Source organism: Aeromonas sp. s8 (assembly GCF_040907785.1).
GTDB lineage: Bacteria > Pseudomonadota > Gammaproteobacteria > Enterobacterales > Aeromonadaceae > Aeromonas > Aeromonas veronii.
In genome coordinates this window covers 202,989-224,742 of record NZ_JBFOCL010000047.1, presented here as the reverse complement: position 1 = coordinate 224,742, position 21,754 = coordinate 202,989, and the positions used below count along the sequence as shown (strand labels likewise).

Genomic DNA, 21,754 nt, shown 5'->3' with positions numbered 1-21,754 from the left:
TATCCCAAGCGGCAAACGGCTCACATGACGCAACTCGCATTTTTGAAATGCAATTACGTATTTCCTTCCAGAAAGTTTTGAAAACATTTTCTTATTTCAGGGAATTACGGCCATTTATCGGCTTAATTCCAGACAACCACAGAATAATAATTACCAAAATGAAATAAATTTTCATGAATGAAAGGGTTTTCACCTCAATGAAAACCCTTTCAGGTGGTTTATTTTGTTTGATTTGTTAACAAAGTACCGCGCCAGTTTCGAGGTCTGCCCGGGCGCGATAAAAAAAGAGACCCCGCCGGGGCGGAGTCTCTTTTTGCCAGAAATGACGAGTTGATCACACTCGGGAGCATGACTACGACTGGCGCAGCAGCTGATCCTTAAGATTGGGCGGCACACCCTTGATGGTCAGGGTGTCGGTCTGGGGATCGTAAAAGATCCGGCTGTTCAACAGCTTCTGCTCAAAGCTCAAAGTCAGGCCGCCACCGGAGCCGACAAACTTGGTCAAACCACGCAGAGTAGAGCGATCCGCCGGGAAGCGCTCTTCCAGCTCATACTCCTGACCGATAAAGCTGTAAAAATCGAGGTCACCGTCGCCGGGCAATTCTGCAGACAACTCCTTGATTTCGATCTCTTCACCGGCACTCGCCTGTTCGGTGCAATATTTGAAGACCTGCTTTTTATAGTCATTGCGCTCGGTCGGTTCGAGCTGACGACTGTCGCAATAATCTTCGACCGCCTGCAGCAAGCCTTTATTTTGTACCTTGGCATCCATGCCCTCGCGGGCACCCAGCAGATCCATAAAGAAGTCGCCCAGTTTGCGACCAATGCGCCCCTTGCTGAAGGTGATATAGCGGCGCGAATCAGGTTGGGTTTTCCATTCGGTCAAATCAATGCGGGCCACCAGATTGAGTTTGCCGATATCCAGATACTGGATATGGCGCAATTCCAGCGCTTCGCTGACGGTGACGCTCTCCTTGCCCTCCAGCAGGGCAATCAGCAGATAATCGACCCCGACGTAGTTATATTTGGCAAACAGCAGCACCCCCTGCTCATCGAGGGCGTGCTCCACCAGCTGCTTGACCAGCATCTGGGTCACGGTGACCGAGAAGGGAACGAATTCGGTCTGCTCGGCGAGCAGCTGTTCGAGGGCGATACGAAACGCGGGTGAAGGCTGCTTGGGAGCCTCTTCACCGTCGGCCAGCTCGGCGACGGCGGCCTCGGGATCGGCAAAGAAGCCAAAGCCTTTGCCGCCCTTGCCGTTGTAGATCCGATGCAGTTCCGCCATCAGTCCCTGTACCGCCTCATCAGGGGGCAGGGTCTGGCTGCGGGTATCGGCGTGGGGTTGACCATCGCCGCCCTGGCGCAAGGAGTGAAGAATGATCTTGTCGATATCGAGACTCATGTCACAAAGCCATAGTGTTAGCCGAAAGGGTGAAGTATTATAAGGCGCTTTGAACCGAGATGAACTGAAGATTATGCCTATCGTATCAAAGTACAATAACGAGCAATTTGACGCCCTGATGAACGACCTGATCACCGCGCTGGAAAAGCATAAAGCGCCGGTAGATCTCAGCCTTATGGTGCTTGGCAATCTGACCACCAATATCATCAACGGTATGGCACCGGCCCAGCGCCAGGCCATCACTGAAAAGTTTGTCCAGGCCCTGACCGCATCGGTCGATAATCGCCACGACGCACACTGAGTCCCCGACTCTGTTGATTTGACGTTTCTCAACGCAGATGGATCACTATGGTCGAAACCGGTAACCCCTATCGTGATAATGTCTCTCGCCTGATCACCTGGGGGCATTGGTTCTCCTTCTTCAACATTATTCTGGCCATGCTCATCGCCACCCGTTATCTGGGTGCCATCAGCTGGCCATCGACCACGCTTGGCGTGATCTATCTCGTTGTAAGCTGGATTGGCCACTTCTCGTTTCTGAGTTTTGTCACCTACCTGTTGACGATCTTCCCGCTCAGCTTCGTGCTGCCCAAGGAGAAGTCGTTGCGGTTCATCTCGGCCATCATCGCTACCCTGGCGCTGGTGCTGCTGCTGATCGACACCCAGGTATTCCGGCTGTTCAAGTTCCACCTCAACAGTCAGGTATGGCAGTTGCTGCTGGATCAGGCGCAAACCGAAGAGGGCTCAATCTGGAGCATCATCTTCGTTGCCGTGCCCACCATCTTCCTGCTGCAACTGCTGCTGTCGGCCTATGTCTGGCGCAAGATCAACAAGCGCAAGCGCCGCCAGTACGGCAATCAGGTGGGGCTGGCCCTGCTGATCTGCTTTATTCTGACCCACGTGGTCAACAGCTGGGCGGATGCGACCCTCTATCAGCCCATCACCATGCAGAGAGCCAACTTCCCCCTCTCCTACCCCATGACGGCCCGCTCCTTCCTGGCCAAACATGGCTGGCTGGATCTGGATCAGTACGAGAAGCAGGCGGCCTCCCAGGGGGATAACAGCGACAGCCGGATGCACTATCCGCTGCGCCCGCTCAACGTCAACGCCCCCCTGACTCACAACAATCTGCTGATTGTGGTGGTCGATTCGCTGCGCTTTGACATGCTCAACAACATCAACATGCCCAATCTGCAGCGCTATGCGGATCAGCATCTGACGTTCCGCAATCACCTGAGTGGCGGCAACGACGACCTGATGGGGATGTTCAGCCTCTTCTACGGGTTGCCCGGTCACTACTACAAGGACATCAGCAGCGACAAGCGTCCGCCGGTGCTGTTCGACGAGATGCTGCGCCAGGATTACCAGTTCGGGCTATTCGGCGCGATGGAAGATGCCCAGAAGTATCGCAAGAGCATCCTCGCCGGTCTGCGCAAACAGGTGTTTGTCTCCGAGCAGAGTGACGATGGCAAGCTGCTGACCGACTGGCAACAGTGGCTGGAGAAGCGCTCACCCGAGCGCCCCTGGTTCTCGCTGGTCTATCTCTCGAGCCCCGGCGACTACCAGTTGCCCGCCACCATGAAGGGGCCGTTCCAACCGGAGCTCGCCAACTTCAATCCGGCGACCGCCTATCGGGCGGAGAACCTGCAAAAACTGGAGAACCGCTACAAGAACTCGGTCTTCTATACCGACCAGTTGCTTGAACAGATGCTGACCAAATTGCAGTCGCAGGGGATGGACAGCAACACCATCGTCGTCATCACCTCCAACCACGGTCAGGAGTTCAACGACACCCGCAGCAACAGCTGGGGCGCAGGCAGCAACTACTCTCCCTATCAGGTGCAGGTCCCGCTGGTACTGGCCTGGCCTGGGCGCGGCAGTGACGTTCGGGAACAACCGAGCAGCCATTTCGATCTGGCTCCGACCCTGATGCAGGGGATGCTGGGCGTGCGCAATCCGGCGCGCGATTACAGCGTTGGTCGCTCGCTGTTTGATACCAGCCCGCGCAACTGGCTGCTGGCCGGGGATCAGAATGACTTCGCCATCTATGAAGGGGAGACCATCACCCACTTCAACAAGCAGGGTGACTTCGAACTGCTGGAACGCAACAGCTATCGCCCGATCAAGCACGGCACCCCGGATATGGGCGCCATGATCCAGGTGATGAACGAGCTGAACCGCTTCTATCGCAACCAGTGAAGCGCCCCTTAATGGCTTGCTACCATAAAAAACGCCCCGAATTCGGGGCGTTTTTCGTTGTATAGCCGGGCCACGTTCACGACTGTCAGCCACCCCACCCTTGCGGGTACTTGTAGCCGACGAAACGCTTGGCTGCATAGGCTTTGAAAGCCGCCGAGTTGTAGGCCGCCGCCACATCTTTGGCAAAAGGCTGGTCCGCATCTGCGCTTTTCACCACCACCCAGTTGATAAAATCGTAGCTGCGCTCCAGAAACAGTCCTTCACTGAACGGGATTCCGCTGGAGGCGGCAAAATTACCGTTGATCACCGAGAAGTCCACATCCTCCCGCGAGCGGGGCAACTGCGCGGCTTCCAGCAGTACCAGCTTGAGATTGTGCGGATTGTTCACCACATCAAACTCGCTCGCCTTGAGCGGGTTTATCCCCTCCTTGAGAGTGAGCCAACCAAGATCCTGCAGCATCAACAGCGCCCGCGCCTGATTGGTGGGATCGTTGGGGATGGCCACCGTGCTCCCCTCTTTCACCTTGTCGAGTGCCGCCAGCTTGCCGGAGTAGAGTCCCATCGGACCGGTTGGCACCTGGGTAATGGGCGCCAGCGACAAGCCGCGATCTTTGGCAAAACTCTCCAGATAAGGTTTGTGCTGGAAACAGTTCACATCCAGTGATCCGTCAGCCAGAGCAATATTGGGGGTCACATAGTCGGTGAACTCCACCAGCTTGACCTTATACCCCTTGGCCTCCAGCTGCGGCTTGATGGAGTCGGTCACCATGTCGGCAAAATCCCCCACCGTGGTACCAATCACAATCTCCTGTTTGGTCGGCAAGGACGCATCGACGGCAACAGCGGAAAAAGAGAGGCTCCCGACCGCTATCGCGGCAATAAAGGTGCTGGCGCCAGCAGTGACGCGCAAGGAGGCAGTCAAAGGAGAAGATAAGAAGGAACGAAACGGCATAGGGACTCCCTGTCAGGTACGCATCAAGCTATGGGACTGCGGCGGGGTAGCTCTCAGAGATTTGGCCCCTCAAACCGCAGCAATCTAGCCATCCAAACGGCTATTTTGGTTACCATAACAGAGCCATCCACTGCCGCCAAGCAATAAACCGCTGGTTCCACCTCATCACCCTTGCTGTCACCCCCGAATGCATAGCTGTACTCACGTTGGCACACACAACCATGCCGCTCACGTTCAAGAGCGCACGAGCTCCCCTCGGGATTGCCCCGAATCGAGATGGCTGCGGCGAAGGAGAGTCGCGAGAGGAGTGAATTACAGATAAAAAGATCAGTAGTGAGCGGTGAGAACCATTCTCAATAGAACACATAACCAGCGTCATTGGAATACCTACCATAAACCAGATCGGATTTCTTTGAACCTCATTGCGTTTTTTGAAAATGGCTCTTTTTGAACCCCTACCACCCGTGTATAGATTTCCGTCGCACTCAGGATGGTGCGATCCAAGATGGAGTTAAAAAAATAATGAAGCAAACATCGTTAGCACTGGCGATCACAGCACTGCTGTCGACCCTGCCCAGTGCGCTCGTTCAGGCAAATGAAGGTTGTGCGCCGCTCACCGGCAAGGAGAGCGGCATGGATATCGGACGCAGCAGCACCGAGCGCTGCCTGCCAGGTACCAATCCCCTGCAGGATCAGCAGTGGTATCTGCTCAACAGCGGGCAGGATGGATTCAGCGCCCGTGGCGGTATAGCAGGCAATGATCTCAACCTCTGGTGGGCTCATCGCACCGGCGTGCTGGGCCAGGGAGTCAATGTGGCCGTGGTGGATGATGGTCTGGCCATCGCCCACCCGGATCTGGCGGACAACGTGCGCCCAGGGTCGAAAAACGTGGTAACCGGCAGCGATGACCCGACACCGACCGATCCGGATACGGCCCACGGCACCTCGGTCTCCGGCATTATTGCGGCGGTAGACAACGCCATAGGTACCAAGGGTATTGCCCCGCGAGCCCAGCTGCAGGGTTTCAACCTGCTGGATGACAACAGCCAGCAGTTGCAGAAGGATTGGCTCTACGCCCTTGGCGACAGCGATGCCAGCCGCGACAACCGGGTGTTCAACCAGAGCTACGGCATGAGTGTGGTGGATCCCCGCTCTGCCAACTCTCTGGACCAATCCCAGCTTGATCGTCTGTTTGAACAGCAAACCCTCAAGGCGCAGGGCGCGGCCTATATCAAGGCCGCCGGCAACGGCTTCAACAAGATAGCGGCGGGCGGCTATGTGCTTAACCGCACCGGCAATGGCCCCAAATTGCCGTTTGAAAACAGCAACCTCGATCCCTCCAACAGCAACTTCTGGAACCTGGTGGTAAGCGCTCTCAACGCCGATGGCGTCAGATCCTCCTACTCCAGCGTCGGCAGCAACATCTTCCTGAGCGCGACCGGCGGCGAGTACGGTACCGACGCTCCGGCGATGGTGACCACGGATCTGCCCGGCTGCGACATGGGTTACAACCGCAACGACGATCCCAGCACCAACCGGCTGCACGGCAACCCGCAACTGGATGCCAGCTGCGACTACAACGGCGTGATGAACGGCACCTCCTCCGCCACCCCCAGCACTTCCGGCGCCATGGCGCTGCTGATGTCCGCCTATCCGGATCTGTCGGTACGTGACCTGCGGGATCTGCTGGCGCGCAGCGCAACCCGGGTCGATGCCACACAGAAACCTGTGATGGTCAGCTACACCAGCAGCACCGGCAAGGTGCGTGATGTGAAAGGGCTGGAAGGGTGGGAGCGCAATGCCGCCGGCATGTGGTTCAGCCCGACTTACGGTTTTGGTCTGATCGACGTCAACAAGGCCCTTGAGCTGGCAGCCAATCACCAGCCCCTCCCCCCGCTGGTGCTGCTGCCGTGGCAGAAGATCAATGTCACCGGCAGTACCGCTGCCATCCCGGATGTGGGCAACAGCCCGACCAGCTCGACAACCCGCATCGCGACACCATTGACGGTAGAAGCGGTTCAGGTGATGGTGAGCCTCGATCACCAGCGTCTGCCCGATCTGCTGATCGAACTGGTCTCCCCCACCGGCACCCGCAGCATCCTGCTGAGCCCCTTCAACAGCCTGGTCGGCCAATCTCTCGACCAGCAGCAGCTGGGCTTTGTACGAACCAAGGGATTGCGCGACATGCGGATGCTGTCCAACAAGTTTTACGGTGAATCGGCGCAAGGCACATGGCGACTGGAAGTAACCGATGTTGCCAACGGTACCCGTCAGGTCTCTCTGCTCAATCGCGAGACCCGTGAGCGTACCACCCTGACCGAGCGCAACAATCGCCAACCGGGCAAGCTGATCTCATGGTCCCTGCGGGTCCTGGGTCACGATGCCAACCGCAGCTAACACGCTAGGAGTATTACCATGAACAAACCTGTTACCTTGCTTCTGGCAACCCTGCTGGCCCCCCTCTCGGGACAGCTCTGCGCCCAGGAGTCCATCACCATGGATGGCAAGCAGTACAGCACCATAGAGGTGAACGGCCAGACCTACCTCATTCCTGACAACGGCAGCAAGAAGCGGGTCGCCCGCAGCCTTGACAGCAAGGTCCCGCAACAGACCCTGCGCCGCGGTGACGTGTTGATGCAAGGGGCCGCCAGCCCGGAGCTGACTGTAAGCGGCACCCTGCTGGTGGAAGCTGACGATGCCAGCGCCAAGGCGCTGGCGACTCGCCACGGCTTGAACTTCAAGCAGAGCAGCGGCGGCATTGCCCTGCTTGAGGCCAAACCGGGCAACGATCTCAACGCCATCGCCAACAAACTCCAGAGCGAGGGGGTGAAGGTACAGATCGAGCTGTCGGGGGCCGAACAGCAGCCGAAATAGGCAAATGATGGAAAATACGAAACCACTTTGATGTCTGCATCTATATCTAAAATATCGAGGGGGCTTGAAAGCCCCCTTGTCATTACTGATATCACTCTGGTCCCTAAAAGCGCCAACTTAATACATCCGTGAAGACTGTCGATCTCGCCTGAATGGATAAAAAGGCCCCTATCGGGGCCATTTTATCCATTTAGTTCAAGATAATGGGAAGGCAGGATGAACAAATCCCTGGTAACCATCGATATGCAACTTGGAAAGCAGTTCCACTTGATGTTGATCTTCGACTCGGGTTGCAATAGTCGTCACACCGGCATTGTGCGCAGCGCGACACACTGCAGCCAGGAATGAGGTGTCAGCCCCCGGCTCCATGACCTGACTGGTATAACCGTGATCAACCTTGACATAAGCCGGCGACAACTCCTCCAGATAGCCCAGAGACTGGAAGTGACGACCATAGTGGTCAACCCCCCACTGGAAACCATGAGCTTGCAAGGTGCCCACCAACGCAGCCACATTGTCTTTATGTTTCATGATGGCAGCTTCAGGTATCTCAAATAACAACCGCTCTTTGAGCTCTGCATGCTCGGTCAGATAGCGCGTCAGCCAGGTTAAAAATTCATCCGAGCAGAGCGAGCCAGCAGTGATGTTGATCGCCAGTACCAGATCAGACTGTTTTTGCAGTAATGGAACGCAAGCATCAAGCACCGCCTGGTCAAACTCGCCACCCAATTTGAACTGTTCAATCGCGGGCAAGAACTGACCGGCAAAATAATCAGTGCCATCCCGAGAGATAGAAGCAAACAGCTCGGCATGCAACCTTGCTCCATTATCAAACCGGCAAGCTGGTTGGGCTTTGAAGCGCCAAAGTTGTCGTGAAATTGCATCTTGTACCAGATCTCGCCAGGCCAAACGCCCCATCAAACCTTGCTCGGTACCCCCTTCCATCACCACAGCACCACGGCGTTCATTGCGCGCCTTGCCAAGCGCATTATCGGCTTTGGTCAACAAGGCAGAGAGATCATCATTGCCATCACGACCGGCAATACCAATGACGGAGAGCGCATCCCCTTCGCCCATTGGATTCACCACCAGATCGGCAATGCGGCTATTAATCACTTCAGCCAGCTCTTTTAGCTGAGTCAGATCGTCAGTTGGACAGAGCAGCGCATATTCCGTCGCGGAGATCCGTGCCAAGGCTGCGCCATCCCACCCTTTTAATTGCTCTTTCAAAGCCTGAGCTATCGATTTGACCATGTTGTCACGGGCAGCAAAGCCTTCATCGCGATAGATATCATCCAGCATGTCGACCGCAACCAGCATGACGCCACCTTGGCCAGCCTCCGCTATCCATGCGTTTACCTGACCCACAAAATAGGCTCGGTTGCCAAGCCCCGACACGGCATCGACATAAACCCGCTCACGCAATTTCTCGGCCTCATCGGCTTGCTCTTTGAACTGCAACGCCAACTTGCTTGAGAGGGTGTTGATCGCCTGAACGACCTGCTTCAATTCATGGGTTTTAGGCTCCGGGATCGTATGACCGAAATGGTGCAACTCGATCTCGACGGCTTGATCACAGATCTGTTTGAGTGGCTTGAGCAAGTAGTTGAGTGCTCTCATCAACAAAATGGTGGTGATCAAAAAGCCGACCAGAAACCAGCTCGCCAGCTCACTCATCCCACGCCACAACTCGTAATAAGCCTGGCCGGGGTGACCCACTACTTTTAATTTTCCAAGCTGCAACCAGCCAGACGTCAGAATTGACTCGTTGGATACCTCAGGAAACAGTCCCAAATTTACAAACCACCGCGGTACCCCCTGAATATTGTTGGTATTTTCCTGCTCGATGACATCCTTTGAAGCCAGCAGATCCAGGCGAACCAATCGATAATAGCCGCCATCAAAAATAGCCTGGATCACCGACTCGGCACCGACCTTGTCACCGTTTTCCAGATAGGGAGTGAGCGCAAGCCCCAGCGAAGTTGCCGTATTGATGACCGTTGTTTCCTGTTGCTGCGCCAGATAAGTGCGGGTTGAATTGAATTGCACCCAGTATGTGGCCGCAAATAACAATCCAAACAGCAGCAGCATGGTGGCTAATAACTGTCGATAGAGCGTCATAGGTTAATCATCCAAATTCACCACTGGCCGAGCCAATCGCCCCGAGGTCATGCGATTGCGTAAATCATTCCATAATCCCAAGCGGGATGATTGACCAGCCAGTTCCCCTTGGCCTCGTGCCTTCATCAACCACAAGTGACTACCGTTAAAGCTGTAAATAGGCACCAGATCTCGCCGCTGTGTGGCAGGGCGAATCGAGCCTATCAAATTATCCAAAATAACCGGAACGGAAGAGGGTGTCTCATAATATGCCACCACCATGTGAAACTGGTTGTAATCAAGAGCCTTGACGTACACCATCCGCATTTTATCATCCGGGATCCCAAGCTCGAGCAGCGTAGAGTATTTGGCGATACTGAAATCTTCACAGTCTCCCCCGGCGGCTCCCAAAAATTCTAGCGGGGTTGCCCAATAATCCTTTTTGCGCCACAACTTGATATCGTCAATAAAACGCATCCGATTGAAAAAATTATTTACCCGCTCAAGCTTTTTTTCTTCGCTCAGGGCCCTGCCCTTCGTCTCCATGACCAGCATACGCCAACTGGTTACACGCTTGCCGGCTCTGGCGCCATAGGTCTGCTCCGCCCGCTTGATCAAGTTGAGATCTTCCTGTGGCAGAGGCTGACTGGCACAGAGCAGAAGTGAGAAGGGTAACAGCAGGATCCATAAGGAGTGGCGCAGAGCGCGTAGGGAGCTGTATCTCCATTCATTAAGAAGATAACCCCATCTGCCGCCGGTTCCGCGCTGGAGTGTCACGTCATATTCCTGCTGCATTATTGCTGCTGCACTCCTCAAAGCCCGTGCAACCATCTGCTTTAGCCAAACATGGTGACTGCCAGCAGCAGTCACCATGTTGGCGTTCATGATCCCAGCGGGATCATGGGCAAACGGTTATTGCCTAGCCTGCCATTCAGCGGGTTGTTTGACGCTAAATGCATTGAGCAGGCTGCCTGTCGCGTTGAGAATGCGATAGTCCGCCAGCAGTGCATCATACTCGGCAGTAATGTAGCTGCGACGCGCCTCGAACAGTTCGTTCTCGGTGTTCAATACGTCCAGCAATGTCCGTTGACCCAAACCAAACTGCTTCTTGTATGCCTGTACGGTGTCATAGCTGGCGTCAACATGCTCTTTCAGGAAGGTCTTCTGCTTGGCCAGCGACTCTTTCGCGTTCCAGGCCAGACGAGTGCCTTCCTCCACCTGGCGAAACGCATTCAAATGAATGTCTTTCGCCTGAGAGTAGAGAGCCGATGTTGCATTGCTCTCTGCCACATCAGAACCGCCACGGAACAGGTTGTAACGCATGCGCACCATTGCGGTCAGATCATCGTTGCGCCCTTTGACCGCATCGATATCCTCATTCCAGTTCTGATCGACCTCGAATGTTACATTCGGGTAGAAACCGGATTTGGCGCCTTCATGTTGATACTTGGCTGCTTCGATATCCTGCAGGGAAGAGAGCAGGGTCGGGTGGACTTCGGTCGCCGTTTTCAGCGCACTATCGAGGCTGGCCGGGATAAGCTCGGTATTGGGAACCGGCTGTACCAGATCTTTTGGTACCTCGTTCACGACACGAATAAATTCACTCTCTGCGTCGCGATAGTTGTTTTCGGCAGCGGCCTGATTTGAATAGGCTCGGGCAACACGACCTTCAATCTGGGTCTGATCCGCAGTAGAGCCAAGCCCTGAATCAGTCCGCTTGCTGATGTCGCTGCGGATCTGTTCGTGCGTTTCCAGGTTTTGTTTGGAAAGCTCCAGGATCTCCTGCTGGCGCAGCATATTGAGGTAGACCTCAGCTACTCGCAGCGCGGTATTTTCAGCTTCAGAGATCATCGCCAGACGCTGGGCATTGGCTTCAGCTTCGGTTCTGGAGACGTTGTTGCTGACATCAAAGCCATCAAACAACATTTGCCGCAGACTCAATCCTGCCTCTTTGCGAGTCATGGAATCATCAATATTGCTGTTGGCACTTGCAGCACGGGTAGAAGGGCTGTCAGTTTTTTCATAGCCTACGCCGCCACGCAGATCGATCGTAGGATAATAGCCACCCTTGGCTCCATCATGCTGATAGAGTCGTGCCTGATACAGATCAAACGCTTCCTTGATCTTGGGATGCGTAGCAAGTGTCTGTGCCACCGACTCTTCCAGAGTCTGGGCCTGACCCAAACTCGGGATCAGGATGCAGCCACTGACCAGCATGGCAACAATCGTTTTTTTCATGTTATCTCCAGTCATGTTTTGTTTTTAGATTGTTGGCTTATCGTTCTCTCAGTGCCGACTGCTTTGCCCGTAAAATCGGCTTAAGCAAATAGTCTAGGACACTTTTTTTACCAGTAATGATATCAGCACTGGCTAACATACCGGGGATGATGGGAAGTGCGTTAAGCTCATCGCCCAAGTAACTCTTCTCTGTTCGAACCCGAACCAGATAAAAGGAGTTCCCCTCCTCATCCTGGATCGAATCCGCACTTATCTGTTCAACCTTGCCATGCAATCCTCCATAGATTGTAAAGTCGTAGGCAGTAATTTTGACGATGGCGTCCAGCCCCGGTCGCAGGAAGGCGATATCTTTCGGTGACACCTTGGCTTCTACCAGCAAGGTATCCTCCAGCGGCACAATCTCCATCAAATCCATGCCGGGCTGAACCACGCCGCCCAGGGTGTTGATCTTGAGTTTCTTGATGGTGCCCTTGAGCGGAGCAATCACGCTGGTCCGGTCGACCCTGTCTCGCAAGCCAACCTGCCCTTCTGACAACTGGCCAAGCCGCCCCTGCTTCTCATTCAGTTCAGTCTGGGAGTCTGCTCTGAACTTCAGCGCAATATCATTACGCTTGGAGATGGTCTCACGCAGTACCGAATTGAGTTTTGGGATCAGCAGACGGTTGCTCTCCAGCTCCCCCTGCATCTCGTTGACCTGCCGCTCAAGCTTGATTAGCTCCACTTGAGGCACTATACCCTCTTTCGCCAGCGGACGGCTAATATTCAGTTCCTGTCTGGCCAGATCCACACTGCGATTCACGGTGCGAATTTTGGCATTCAGTTCAATCAGCTCCTGCTCTTTCTGTTCGATTTGCTGACCAAGAATATAGAGCTGGTTCTTCAGGTTATTGAGGCGATCCCGCTGTACAGAGCGCTCACGGTGTGCGTATTCGGCAAAGACGGTTTCATAACCATCGGGGAACTGGATTGGCGCTTCGCCTACCACTACCTGCTCACGCCACCCCAGTGCCGGGTCGTTTTTCACCTCGACGCTGGCCATCTCGGCGCGCAGACGAGCCACATCCCCCTTGAGGGTAACTACCTCTTGCTCCCGTTCTCTAAAGTCGGAACGGAAACGGGTGTCATCAATGCGCAGCAGCGGCTGCCCCTTTTCGACGATATCCCCCTCTTTAACGAAGATCTCTTTGACGATCCCCCCTTCCAGGTTCTGGATCACCTGCAGCTGACGGGATGGAATAACCTTGCCCTGACCCACGGTGACTTCATCCAGCTCGGCCCAGGCCGCCCAGACGATGGCACTCATGAAAAAGAGGAAACAGCACCATAGCAGGATACGAGCTCCGGTCGGCGTGGTCAGCAGCACAGCTGCAGCGCCGTCATCGACAAACTCCAGATGCTCGGGTGCCGGCAATACCTCGCCGGAAGGCGTCTTTTTGCTGCGCTTGAACCAGTCCATGAGCCCCTTAAGCATGGGACACCTCCTGCACGCGCACCTTGCCTTCCTTCAACTGCTGCAACACCACCTCTTTGGGGCCATCAGCAACGATCTGCCCCTGCTCGATGACGATCACTCGCGATGCCACATCCAGCATCGAGGTTTTGTGAGTGATGAGGATCAATGTGGTTTCCGGGCCCAGTCTGGCGAGCTCCTGTTTGACCTGCATCTCGGACTGGTTGTCCATGTTGGAGGTCGGCTCATCCATCACCAGAATGGGGGGATCATTGAGCAGGGCGCGTGCCAGCAGGATCGACTGACGCTGGCCACCGGAGAGCTGACGCCCCCCCTCACCTATCTGCCGATCCAGCCCGTTGGGATCCCGGTTGGTAAAGTTGGTGACACCCGCCCGCTTGGCTGCGCGCAAGACTCTCACATCATCCACCAGCGGATTACCCAGCATGATGTTGTCCCGCACAGAGCCGAAAAAGAGAATGACATCTTGCGGAACACAGCCGATATTGCGACGGATCACCGCAGGTGGCAGTTGATCGAGTTCAAAGCCATCGATACGTACCGAGCCATCGGTCGGTCGATAAAGTCCCATCAACAACTTCTCGAGGGTCGTTTTACCCGCCCCAATCCGGCCGATAATCGCCACCTTTTCGCCCGGCTGAATGCGCAAATTGATATTGTGCAGCGTGCTGGTTTCCATTCCCGGATATTTGAAGGAGACATTTTCGAATTCAATTCGACCGGCAATCACCGGATGATGGATATATTGCTTGCCTTCCTCCTGCTCACCCGGGGTTTGCATGATTTTTTCCAGAATATCCAATGCAGATTTGGCCTGGTTATAACGGGTCGACAACACGGAGAGTTGCACCATAGGCGCAATGGCGCGGCTGGAGAGCATCACGGCAGCAATCATCCCCCCCATGGTAACCAAACCTTCGGAGATCTGGTAAACACCCACGATCACCAGACCGACCGTCACCACCTGCTGGATATAACTGGCCAGTGAGGACATAGAGTTGGTAATGCGGCGGGTCTGTACGCCCCAGGTGGAAATATGGGAGACGGCCTGTTCCCAGCGATGCTGGAACATACTCTCGGCACCGAAAATCTTGACGGTTTCCAGCCCGGAAATACTTTCAATCAGGTTGGCGTTCTTCTGGGACGCAAGGCGTGAACCCTCTTCGATGGACTGCTTGAGGGGCTCCTGAATATAGAAGCTGTAGGCGATGAGGATCAGCATGGCGACGATGGGGACCACCACCATCACACCGGCAAACATCCAGATAATAAAAAGGAAGAAGACGGCAAAGGGCAGATCGATAAGAGTAGAAACCGTTGCGGAGGTGAAAAACTCCCGCACCGATTCAAATTCCTGCAGATGTTTGGCGAACGCGCCAGTGGAGGCGGGACGAGATTCCATCCGCATACCCATCACCTTGGCGAAGATCTTGGCGGACAGCAGCACATCAGACTTTTTGCCAGCGATATCGATAAAGTAACTGCGCAACTGCCGCATCACAAAATCGAAGGTAAAGACCACCATGGCCCCGACCGCCAGCACCCAGAGCGAATCAAACGCCAGATTGGGCACAATCTTGTCATAGACGTTCATGGTGAAAAGAGGGCTGGCGATGGCAAACAGGTTGATCAGAATGGAGGCGATCAGCACATCGCGATAGATGCCGCGGGATTCGAACAAGGTGCTCCAGAACCAGTGGCCATCACGGGTTTCCAGCACTTTGGGCGAGCGTTCGTCAAACTTGAACTGCTTCTTCACGTAGAAGAGGCGTCCCAGATACTCATCACCCAATTGGGCTGCGGTCAGCCATTGCGCGGCATCACCGGCCTGCGGGAAAATCACTTTCCCCTGGCTGCGATCTTCGTTCCATTCCAGCAAAATGCAGGCGCCACCACTGCGCATCTGCAATACACAAGGCAGCAGCAAGGGAGAAATATCGGCCAGTGGCTGTATCACTTCACGGGCGGATAACCCGCCACGCTCGGCAGCACGGCAAAAGAGTGCGGTAGTCAGGCGTCCGGAGACCAGTGGCAACCCGGTCGTCAGGGCATCCTGGCTGTTGGGCACACCATAAAAACGGGTCAAGAAGACCAGACACTCCAATAACTCATCAATACGACTTGTTTCTGCTTGCATAGCATCCTGTCACTGCATAAATGAGGTAGATAGGAGCGTTCATCGCTCATATTTCCCTGCTATAGCCACGCTAAAACCGAGTGGCCTTCCCGCTGATGAGACTGATCAGGGGATAAACCTGTCCAGATAGATCGCGACACTCATCGCCAATTTCCCGGCACAGCAGCAATGGCGGCATGATTCGTTATTGGTAAAAATAATCGGCTCATCAACACCATGCTAACACTGCAATCAGGGTGAATGTCGGAGTTAATTGATAATGACATTTATTATGGCGCACCACTATATCAACCGGCACGTACCAAAACTATAGTTTAGGGTATGAAGTTTTTTATATAACCCTATGTTTTACGTGAAAATAATAATCTGGCGCTCAATTATAGGTCAGGAAGTATGAAGGGTCTGCCCAACGCGTGACCTTGCGGGCCGTTCAATGAGAGTGCTTTGGCAATATCCGCCATGGCCGTCCAGCGGTTTTCACACCAGGCTGGCGCCAACAGGGTTGGACGGCGCGCGGAGGCCGAAATCCGGTGATACACCACCTCGGGCGGCGTGTGCTGGATCATGGCAACGGCCGCTTCCACATACTGCTCCAGCGTCAATACCTCAAGGCGCCCCGCCTGCCACGCCTTGCCGAGAGTACTGCCTTCAACCACATGAAGCGGATGCAACTTGATCCCCTCAACACCGGTCTCAACGATGCGATGCAGGGTATCGAGGCTGTCCATCGGCACCTCCCCCGGCAGGCCGACGATCAGATGAGCACATACCTTGATGCCGCGCTGATGGGCACGTCTTACCGCATCCTCATAGACGGCATAACCATGGCCGCGGTTGATCCGTTGCAGGGTCTTGTCATTGGCGCTTTGCAGCCCGAGCTCCAGCCACACCTCGTAGCCCCGGGCCTGATAGCCCGCCAACAGATCCAGCACCGCATCCGGCACGCAATCGGGGCGAGTGCCCACGCAGAGCCCCACCATATCGCTCACCGACAGCGCCTCTTCATACATCCGCTGCAGATATTCGACCTCGGCATAGGTGCTGGTATAGGCCTGAAAATAGGCAAGATAGCGCTTGGCACGGGTGACTTCGTCCCGGCGAGCCAGCAGTTGTTGCACCACGGAGAGTTGTTGGGCCGACTCGTCGGCAAAAGAGGATACGTTGCAGAAGGTGCAGCCACCACGACCCAGGGTGCCGTCACGGTTCGGGCAGGTGAAGGCCCCGTGGATGGAGAGTTTGTGGATCTTCTGACCATGACGTTGCTTGAGATCCTGACCGAATGTATTGACGAGTTCGTGTAACTGCATGACACCTCCGCTAAAGGAGCGCCATTGTACGAGCTTGCGCAAAACAGGGGCTGAGCTGGATCAAGCTAGCGGAGAGGGTAAAACATATAAATACCCGACCAATTTTGAATAAATATAGAGAAAAAGCGCAAAAAAAGGATTTTTACAGTTCTTTGATGATTCAAACAGTAAACATCCATATGAAAATGAGACCTGATAACCCACTGTTGAACAATGAAAAATTCAAAGAGACCCGACAGCACACAATTGCAAGCATGGGATATTGAAAATGTGATCCCTTCCGCTCTCGGTAGCATAGAGTTGGTAAAATTACTACATTCGCCCATCGTCGCCGAGCGCACCATTGAGCCCGCCAATGGCGATATATTTAACCAATAAAATCAAATTAAACAGAATAAACACTCCATAACTGCGAGCTAATCCCCCTAACCCGACATTTTGTTATGCGAATGTAACCATGAAGACAAACCTGACCTGCGATTGACCTCGCCAGAAAATCCCATTAGTTTGGAGATTCGCCACGTCAGGCAGACGGAACCACAAGAGCCAATCGCAATTTATGCAGTCAGGTGATGACTGTGCGATACAAGGCCGAGCAAGGGAGAAATGCAATGTCACTATATGATCCAAAGCTGGAGAGGGATAACTGTGGCTTCGGCCTGTTGGCCCACATGGAAGGGGAAGCCAGCCACAAGCTTGTCCGTCTCGCGATGTCAGCATTGGCTCGCATGCAGCACCGCGGCGGGATCTCCGCCGATGGCAAGACCGGCGATGGTTGCGGTCTGCTGCTGCAAAAACCGGACAGCTTCTTCAGAGCTGTCGCCGAGGAGAAGGGATGGCACCTTGGCCGCAACTATGCGGTCGGCATGCTGTTTCTCAACCCTGATCCCGTATTGGCCCAGCAGACCCGCGACATCATCGACGAAGAGCTGGAAAAAGAGACCCTGAGTCTGGTCGGCTGGCGCAAGGTGCCCGTCGATACCAACGTACTGGGTACCATCGCCAAAGCCTCCCTGCCCAGCATTGAACAGGTCTTTGTCAACGCCCCGCCCGGCTGGGTCGACAAGGATCTCGAGCGCCGTCTCTATATCGTGCGTCGCCGCATCGAAAAGCGCGTCAACGACGACTACTTCTACGTGGTCAGCCTCTCCAACCTGGTCACCGTCTATAAAGGGCTGTGCATGCCGGTGGACTTGCCGCGCTTCTATCTGGATCTCGCCGACATCCGTATGCAGGCGGCCATCTGCGTCTTCCACCAGCGTTTCTCCACCAACACCAGCCCGCGCTGGCCGCTGGCGCAGCCGTTTCGCTATCTGGCCCACAACGGCGAGATCAACACCATCGCCGGCAACCGCCAGTGGGCCAAGGCGCGCAGCTACAAGTTTGCGACGCCGCTCATTCCCGATTTGCAGGAAGCGGCACCCTTCGTCAACACCACGGGGTCGGATTCCTCCAGTCTCGACAACATGCTGGATCTCTTCCTCGCCGGTGGTATGGACCTGTTCCGCGCCATGCGCCTGTTGATCCCGCCTGCATGGCAAAAACATCCGAACATGGATGACGACCTGCGCGCCTTCTACGACTTCAACTCCATGCACATGGAGCCGTGGGATGGCCCCGCCGGTATCGTCATGACCGACGGTCGCTACGCCACCTGCGCACTTGATCGCAACGGTCTGCGTCCGGCCCGCTACGTCATCACCAAGGACAAGTTCATCACCCTCGCCTCCGAGGTCGGCACCTGGGACTACACCCCGGACGAAGTGCTGGAGAAGGGCCGGGTCGGCCCGGGCGAGCTGTTCGTGGTGGATACCAGCAACGGCAAGGTGTGGACCAGCTTCGAGATCGATGACGATCTCAAGAGCCGCCACACCTACAAGCAGTGGATGGACAAACATTGCCGCCGACTGGTCCCCTTCGAGCAGATGGACGATAGCCAGACTGGTAGCCGCGAATTCTCCGACGACCAACTTAAAACCTATCAGAAGCTGTTTGGCTATTCCTTCGAGGAGCTGGATCAGATCATCCGGGTTCTCGGTGAAAATGGTCAGGAAGCGGTGGGCTCCATGGGGGATGACACCCCGATGGCGGTACTCTCTTCCAGCGCTCGCACCCTTTATGACTACTTCCGCCAGATGTTTGCGCAAGTGACCAACCCGCCCATCGATCCGCTGCGGGAAAACCACGTCATGTCTCTCGCCACCTGTATCGGTCGCGAGCAGAACGTCTTCAACGAGACCTTCGGCCACGCCCACCGGGTACTGTTCCAGTCACCGATCCTGCTCTACTCCGATTTCCACCAGCTGCTGGCTCTGGAAGGGGAGTACTACCGCCACAAGGTGATCAGCCTCAACTTCAAGCCCGAAGAGGGGCTGGAGGCCGCCATCCTGCGCATCTGCGAGGAGGCCAAGGCTGCCGCCAGGAGCGGTACCGTGCTGCTGGTGCTGTCGGATCGCGACATCAGCATCGATACCCTGCCCATCCCGGCCGCCATGGCGGTGGGTGCGGTACAGCGTACTCTGGTGGACAACAACCTGCGCTGTGACGCCAACATTCTGGTGGAGACCGCGAGCGTGCGCGATCCGCACCACTTCTCGGTGTTGCTGGGCTTTGGCGCGACCGCCATCTACCCCTATCTGGCCTACGAAACCCTGGCCAAACAGGTTGAAGAGGGGGTGCTCGCCATGCCCCTGCGCCAGGCGATGGTCAACTACCGCAACGGCATCAACAAGGGGCTCTACAAGGTGATGTCCAAGATGGGCATCAGCACGGTCGCCAGCTACCGCTGCTCCCAGCTGTTTGAAGCGGTGGGTCTGGCCAAAGCCGTGGTCGAGACCTGTTTCCGTGGCGTGTCGAGCCGTATTCAGGGCGCCGACTTTGCCGACATCCAGCAGGATCAGCTCAAGCTGGCCCGTCAGGCCTGGCTGGCCCGCAAGCCCCTCGCCCACGGCGGCCTGCTCAAGTTCGTTCACGGCGGCGAGTACCACACCTACAACCCGGATGTGGTGCAGACCCTGCAAACCGCGGTGCGCTCCGGCAACTATGCCGATTACAAGGAGTACGCCCGTCTGGTCAACGAGCGCCCGGTTGCCACCCTGCGCGATCTGCTTGCACTGAAGAAAGTCGACAATCCGGTCGCGCTGGATCAGGTTGAGCCAGCCGACAAGCTGTTCCCCCGCTTCGACTCCGCCGCCATGTCCATCGGCGCCCTCGGCCCTGAAGCCCACGAGGCACTGGCTGTCGCCATGAACCGCCTCGGCGGTCAGAGCAACTCCGGCGAAGGTGGCGAAGATCCCAAGCGTTTCGGTACCGAGAAGAACTCCCGCATCAAGCAGGTGGCCTCCGGCCGATTCGGTGTCACCCCCCACTACCTGATGAACGCCGATGTGGTGCAGATCAAGGTGGCTCAAGGCGCCAAGCCCGGCGAGGGTGGCCAACTGCCCGGTGACAAGGTCACCGCCCAGATCGCCCAGCTGCGCTATTCCGTGCCCGGCGTGACCCTGATCTCGCCGCCGCCGCACCACGACATCTACTCCATCGAGGATCTGGCCCAGCTCATCTTCGACATCAAGCAGATCAACCCGAGCTGTCTGGTGTCGGTGAAACTGGTCTCCGAACCCGGCGTTGGCACCATTGCCTGCGGCGTGGCCAAGGCCTATGCCGACTTCATCACCATCTCCGGTTATGACGGCGGCACTGGCGCGAGCCCCCTCACCTCGGTCAAATATGCCGGCTCCCCGTGGGAGCTGGGTCTGGCCGAGACCCAGCAGGCGCTGGTCGCCAACGGTCTGCGCCACAAGGTGCGGCTGCAGGTGGATGGCGGCCTCAAGACCGGTCTCGACATCATCAAAGCGGCCATCCTCGGCGCCGAGAGCTTCGGTTTTGGCACCGGTCCCATGGTGGCGCTCGGTTGCAAATACCTGCGGATCTGCCACCTGAACAACTGCGCCACTGGCGTTGCCACTCAGGATGAGAAGCTGCGTCGCGAGCACTTCACCGGCCTGCCGGAGATGGTGATGAACTACTTCAAGTTCATCGCCGAGGAGACCCGCGAGCTGATGGCTCAGCTCGGCGTCACCCAGCTGACCGACCTGATTGGCCGCACCGATCTGCTGGAGGCCCTGCCCGGCCTCACAGCCCGTCAGGCCAAGCTGGATCTCTCCGGCATTCTGGCCCGTCCGGTGGCTCCGGCAGGCTCCAGTCTGTTCAGCCAGCAGCACAACCCCACCTTCGACAAGGGACCGCTCAACCTGAAAATGGTGGAAGATCTGCTGGAAGCGGTGGAAACCTCAAGCGGCGGCGAGTTCCGCTACGACATTCGCAACACCGACCGCTCGGTGGGTGCGCGCCTCTCGGGCGAGATCGTCAAACGTCACGGCAACCAGGGGATGGCGGCCGATCCGGTCAAAGTGCACTTCAACGGCACCGCAGGCCAGAGCTTCGGCGTCTGGAACGCGGGTGGCCTTGAGATGATCCTCACCGGTGATGCCAACGACTACGTGGGCAAGGGGATGACCGGCGGCAAGCTGGTGATCAAGCCCCATGTCGGCGTGGCGTTCAAATCCCATGAAGCCGCCATCATCGGCAACACCTGCCTCTACGGCGCCACCGGCGGCAAACTCTACGCCGCGGGCACTGCCGGCGAGCGTTTCGCGGTGCGCAACTCCGGCGCACTGGCGGTGGTCGAGGGGATTGGCGACAACGGTTGTGAATATATGACCGGCGGTATCGTCACCGTGCTCGGTCAGACCGGCGTCAACTTCGCGGCGGGCATGACCGGCGGCTTTGCCTACGTGCTCGACGAGTGCGGCAACTTCGCCAAGCGCACCAACCCCGAGCTGGTGGAACTGCTGGACGTGGCGGATCTCGCCATCCATCAGGAGCACCTGCGCGGCATCATCACGGCGCACCTCAATGAGACCGGCAGCTCGCGCGCCGAGGAGATCCTGGCCAACTTCGACTCCTATGTGCCCAAGTTCAGGCTGATCAAACCCAAGTCCAGCGACGTGAAATCGCTGCTGGGTCACACCAGCCGTTCCAGTGCAGAACTCAGAATCCAGGCGCAATAAGGAGG

The 21,754-nt window shown here is 56.2% G+C and carries 13 protein-coding genes; 5 read left to right on the top strand and 8 right to left on the bottom strand.

Features of this window, described 5'->3' with window-relative positions; translation table 11 throughout:
- Positions 1-352 precede the first annotated feature (352 nt).
- Positions 353-1,402: a nucleoid-associated protein YejK gene (gene yejK / locus AB5Y86_RS17055; protein WP_019445372.1), complete on the bottom strand. Its 1,050-nt coding sequence runs from the start codon at positions 1,400-1,402 to the stop codon at positions 353-355.
- 73 nt (positions 1,403-1,475) lie between these two features.
- On the opposite strand from yejK, the gene AB5Y86_RS17050 reads away from it, so the two are divergent.
- Together AB5Y86_RS17050 and AB5Y86_RS17045 are read left to right on the top strand one after the other, a co-directional pair.
- Positions 1,476-1,703 carry a YejL family protein gene (locus AB5Y86_RS17050; RefSeq protein WP_005333874.1) on the top strand — a complete coding sequence of 76 codons (228 nt, stop codon included), beginning with the start codon at positions 1,476-1,478 and terminating at the stop codon, positions 1,701-1,703.
- A gap of 47 nt (positions 1,704-1,750) precedes the next feature.
- The gene (locus AB5Y86_RS17045; RefSeq protein WP_042053125.1) at positions 1,751-3,601 is read left to right on the top strand and encodes a DUF3413 domain-containing protein; all 1,851 of its coding nucleotides are present in this window, start codon (positions 1,751-1,753) and stop codon (positions 3,599-3,601) included.
- Between the two features lie 85 nt (positions 3,602-3,686).
- On the opposite strand, the gene AB5Y86_RS17040 is transcribed toward AB5Y86_RS17045, so the two are convergent.
- Positions 3,687-4,553 (bottom strand): MetQ/NlpA family ABC transporter substrate-binding protein, encoded by an 867-nt coding sequence (locus AB5Y86_RS17040; protein ID WP_368193519.1) that lies wholly within the window; start codon positions 4,551-4,553, stop codon positions 3,687-3,689.
- A gap of 522 nt (positions 4,554-5,075) precedes the next feature.
- Here AB5Y86_RS17040 and AB5Y86_RS17035 point away from each other — a divergent pair.
- A complete protein-coding gene (locus AB5Y86_RS17035; protein ID WP_368193518.1) occupies positions 5,076-6,950 on the top strand; it encodes a S8 family serine peptidase in 1,875 nt (624 codons plus the stop codon).
- An 18-nt stretch (positions 6,951-6,968) separates the two neighbouring features.
- On the top strand, positions 6,969-7,427 hold the full coding sequence (locus AB5Y86_RS17030; RefSeq protein WP_368193517.1) for a hypothetical protein: 459 nt from the start codon (positions 6,969-6,971) through the stop codon (positions 7,425-7,427).
- Between the two features lie 195 nt (positions 7,428-7,622).
- Here the strand turns inward: AB5Y86_RS17030 and AB5Y86_RS17025 are convergent, their stop codons facing one another.
- From AB5Y86_RS17025 to AB5Y86_RS17000, 6 genes are all read right to left on the bottom strand, one after another.
- A complete protein-coding gene (locus AB5Y86_RS17025; RefSeq protein ID WP_042056178.1) occupies positions 7,623-9,548 on the bottom strand; it encodes an EAL domain-containing protein in 1,926 nt (641 codons plus the stop codon).
- Between the two features lie 3 nt (positions 9,549-9,551).
- Entirely contained in the window at positions 9,552-10,304 is a 753-nt protein-coding gene (locus tag AB5Y86_RS17020; RefSeq protein WP_279462270.1) for a transglutaminase-like cysteine peptidase, read from the bottom strand.
- A 135-nt stretch (positions 10,305-10,439) separates the two neighbouring features.
- Positions 10,440-11,765 (bottom strand): TolC family outer membrane protein, encoded by a 1,326-nt coding sequence (locus AB5Y86_RS17015; protein WP_043819337.1) that lies wholly within the window; start codon positions 11,763-11,765, stop codon positions 10,440-10,442.
- A 37-nt stretch (positions 11,766-11,802) separates the two neighbouring features.
- Positions 11,803-13,236 carry an HlyD family type I secretion periplasmic adaptor subunit gene (locus AB5Y86_RS17010; RefSeq protein ID WP_335827527.1) on the bottom strand — a complete coding sequence of 478 codons (1,434 nt, stop codon included), beginning with the start codon at positions 13,234-13,236 and terminating at the stop codon, positions 11,803-11,805.
- Positions 13,229-15,373, bottom strand: coding sequence for a type I secretion system permease/ATPase (locus AB5Y86_RS17005; RefSeq protein ID WP_335827526.1), 2,145 nt, complete (start codon positions 15,371-15,373; stop codon positions 13,229-13,231). The genes AB5Y86_RS17010 and AB5Y86_RS17005 overlap by 8 nt, the downstream gene beginning before the upstream one ends.
- A gap of 377 nt (positions 15,374-15,750) precedes the next feature.
- Positions 15,751-16,680 carry a TIGR01212 family radical SAM protein gene (locus tag AB5Y86_RS17000; protein ID WP_335834340.1) on the bottom strand — a complete coding sequence of 310 codons (930 nt, stop codon included), beginning with the start codon at positions 16,678-16,680 and terminating at the stop codon, positions 15,751-15,753.
- Between the two features lie 611 nt (positions 16,681-17,291).
- On the opposite strand from AB5Y86_RS17000, the gene gltB reads away from it, so the two are divergent.
- Positions 17,292-21,749, top strand: a complete 4,458-nt coding sequence (gene gltB, locus AB5Y86_RS16995; protein WP_335834341.1) for a glutamate synthase large subunit — start codon at positions 17,292-17,294, stop codon at positions 21,747-21,749.
- The last annotated feature ends 5 nt before the right edge of the window (positions 21,750-21,754 follow it).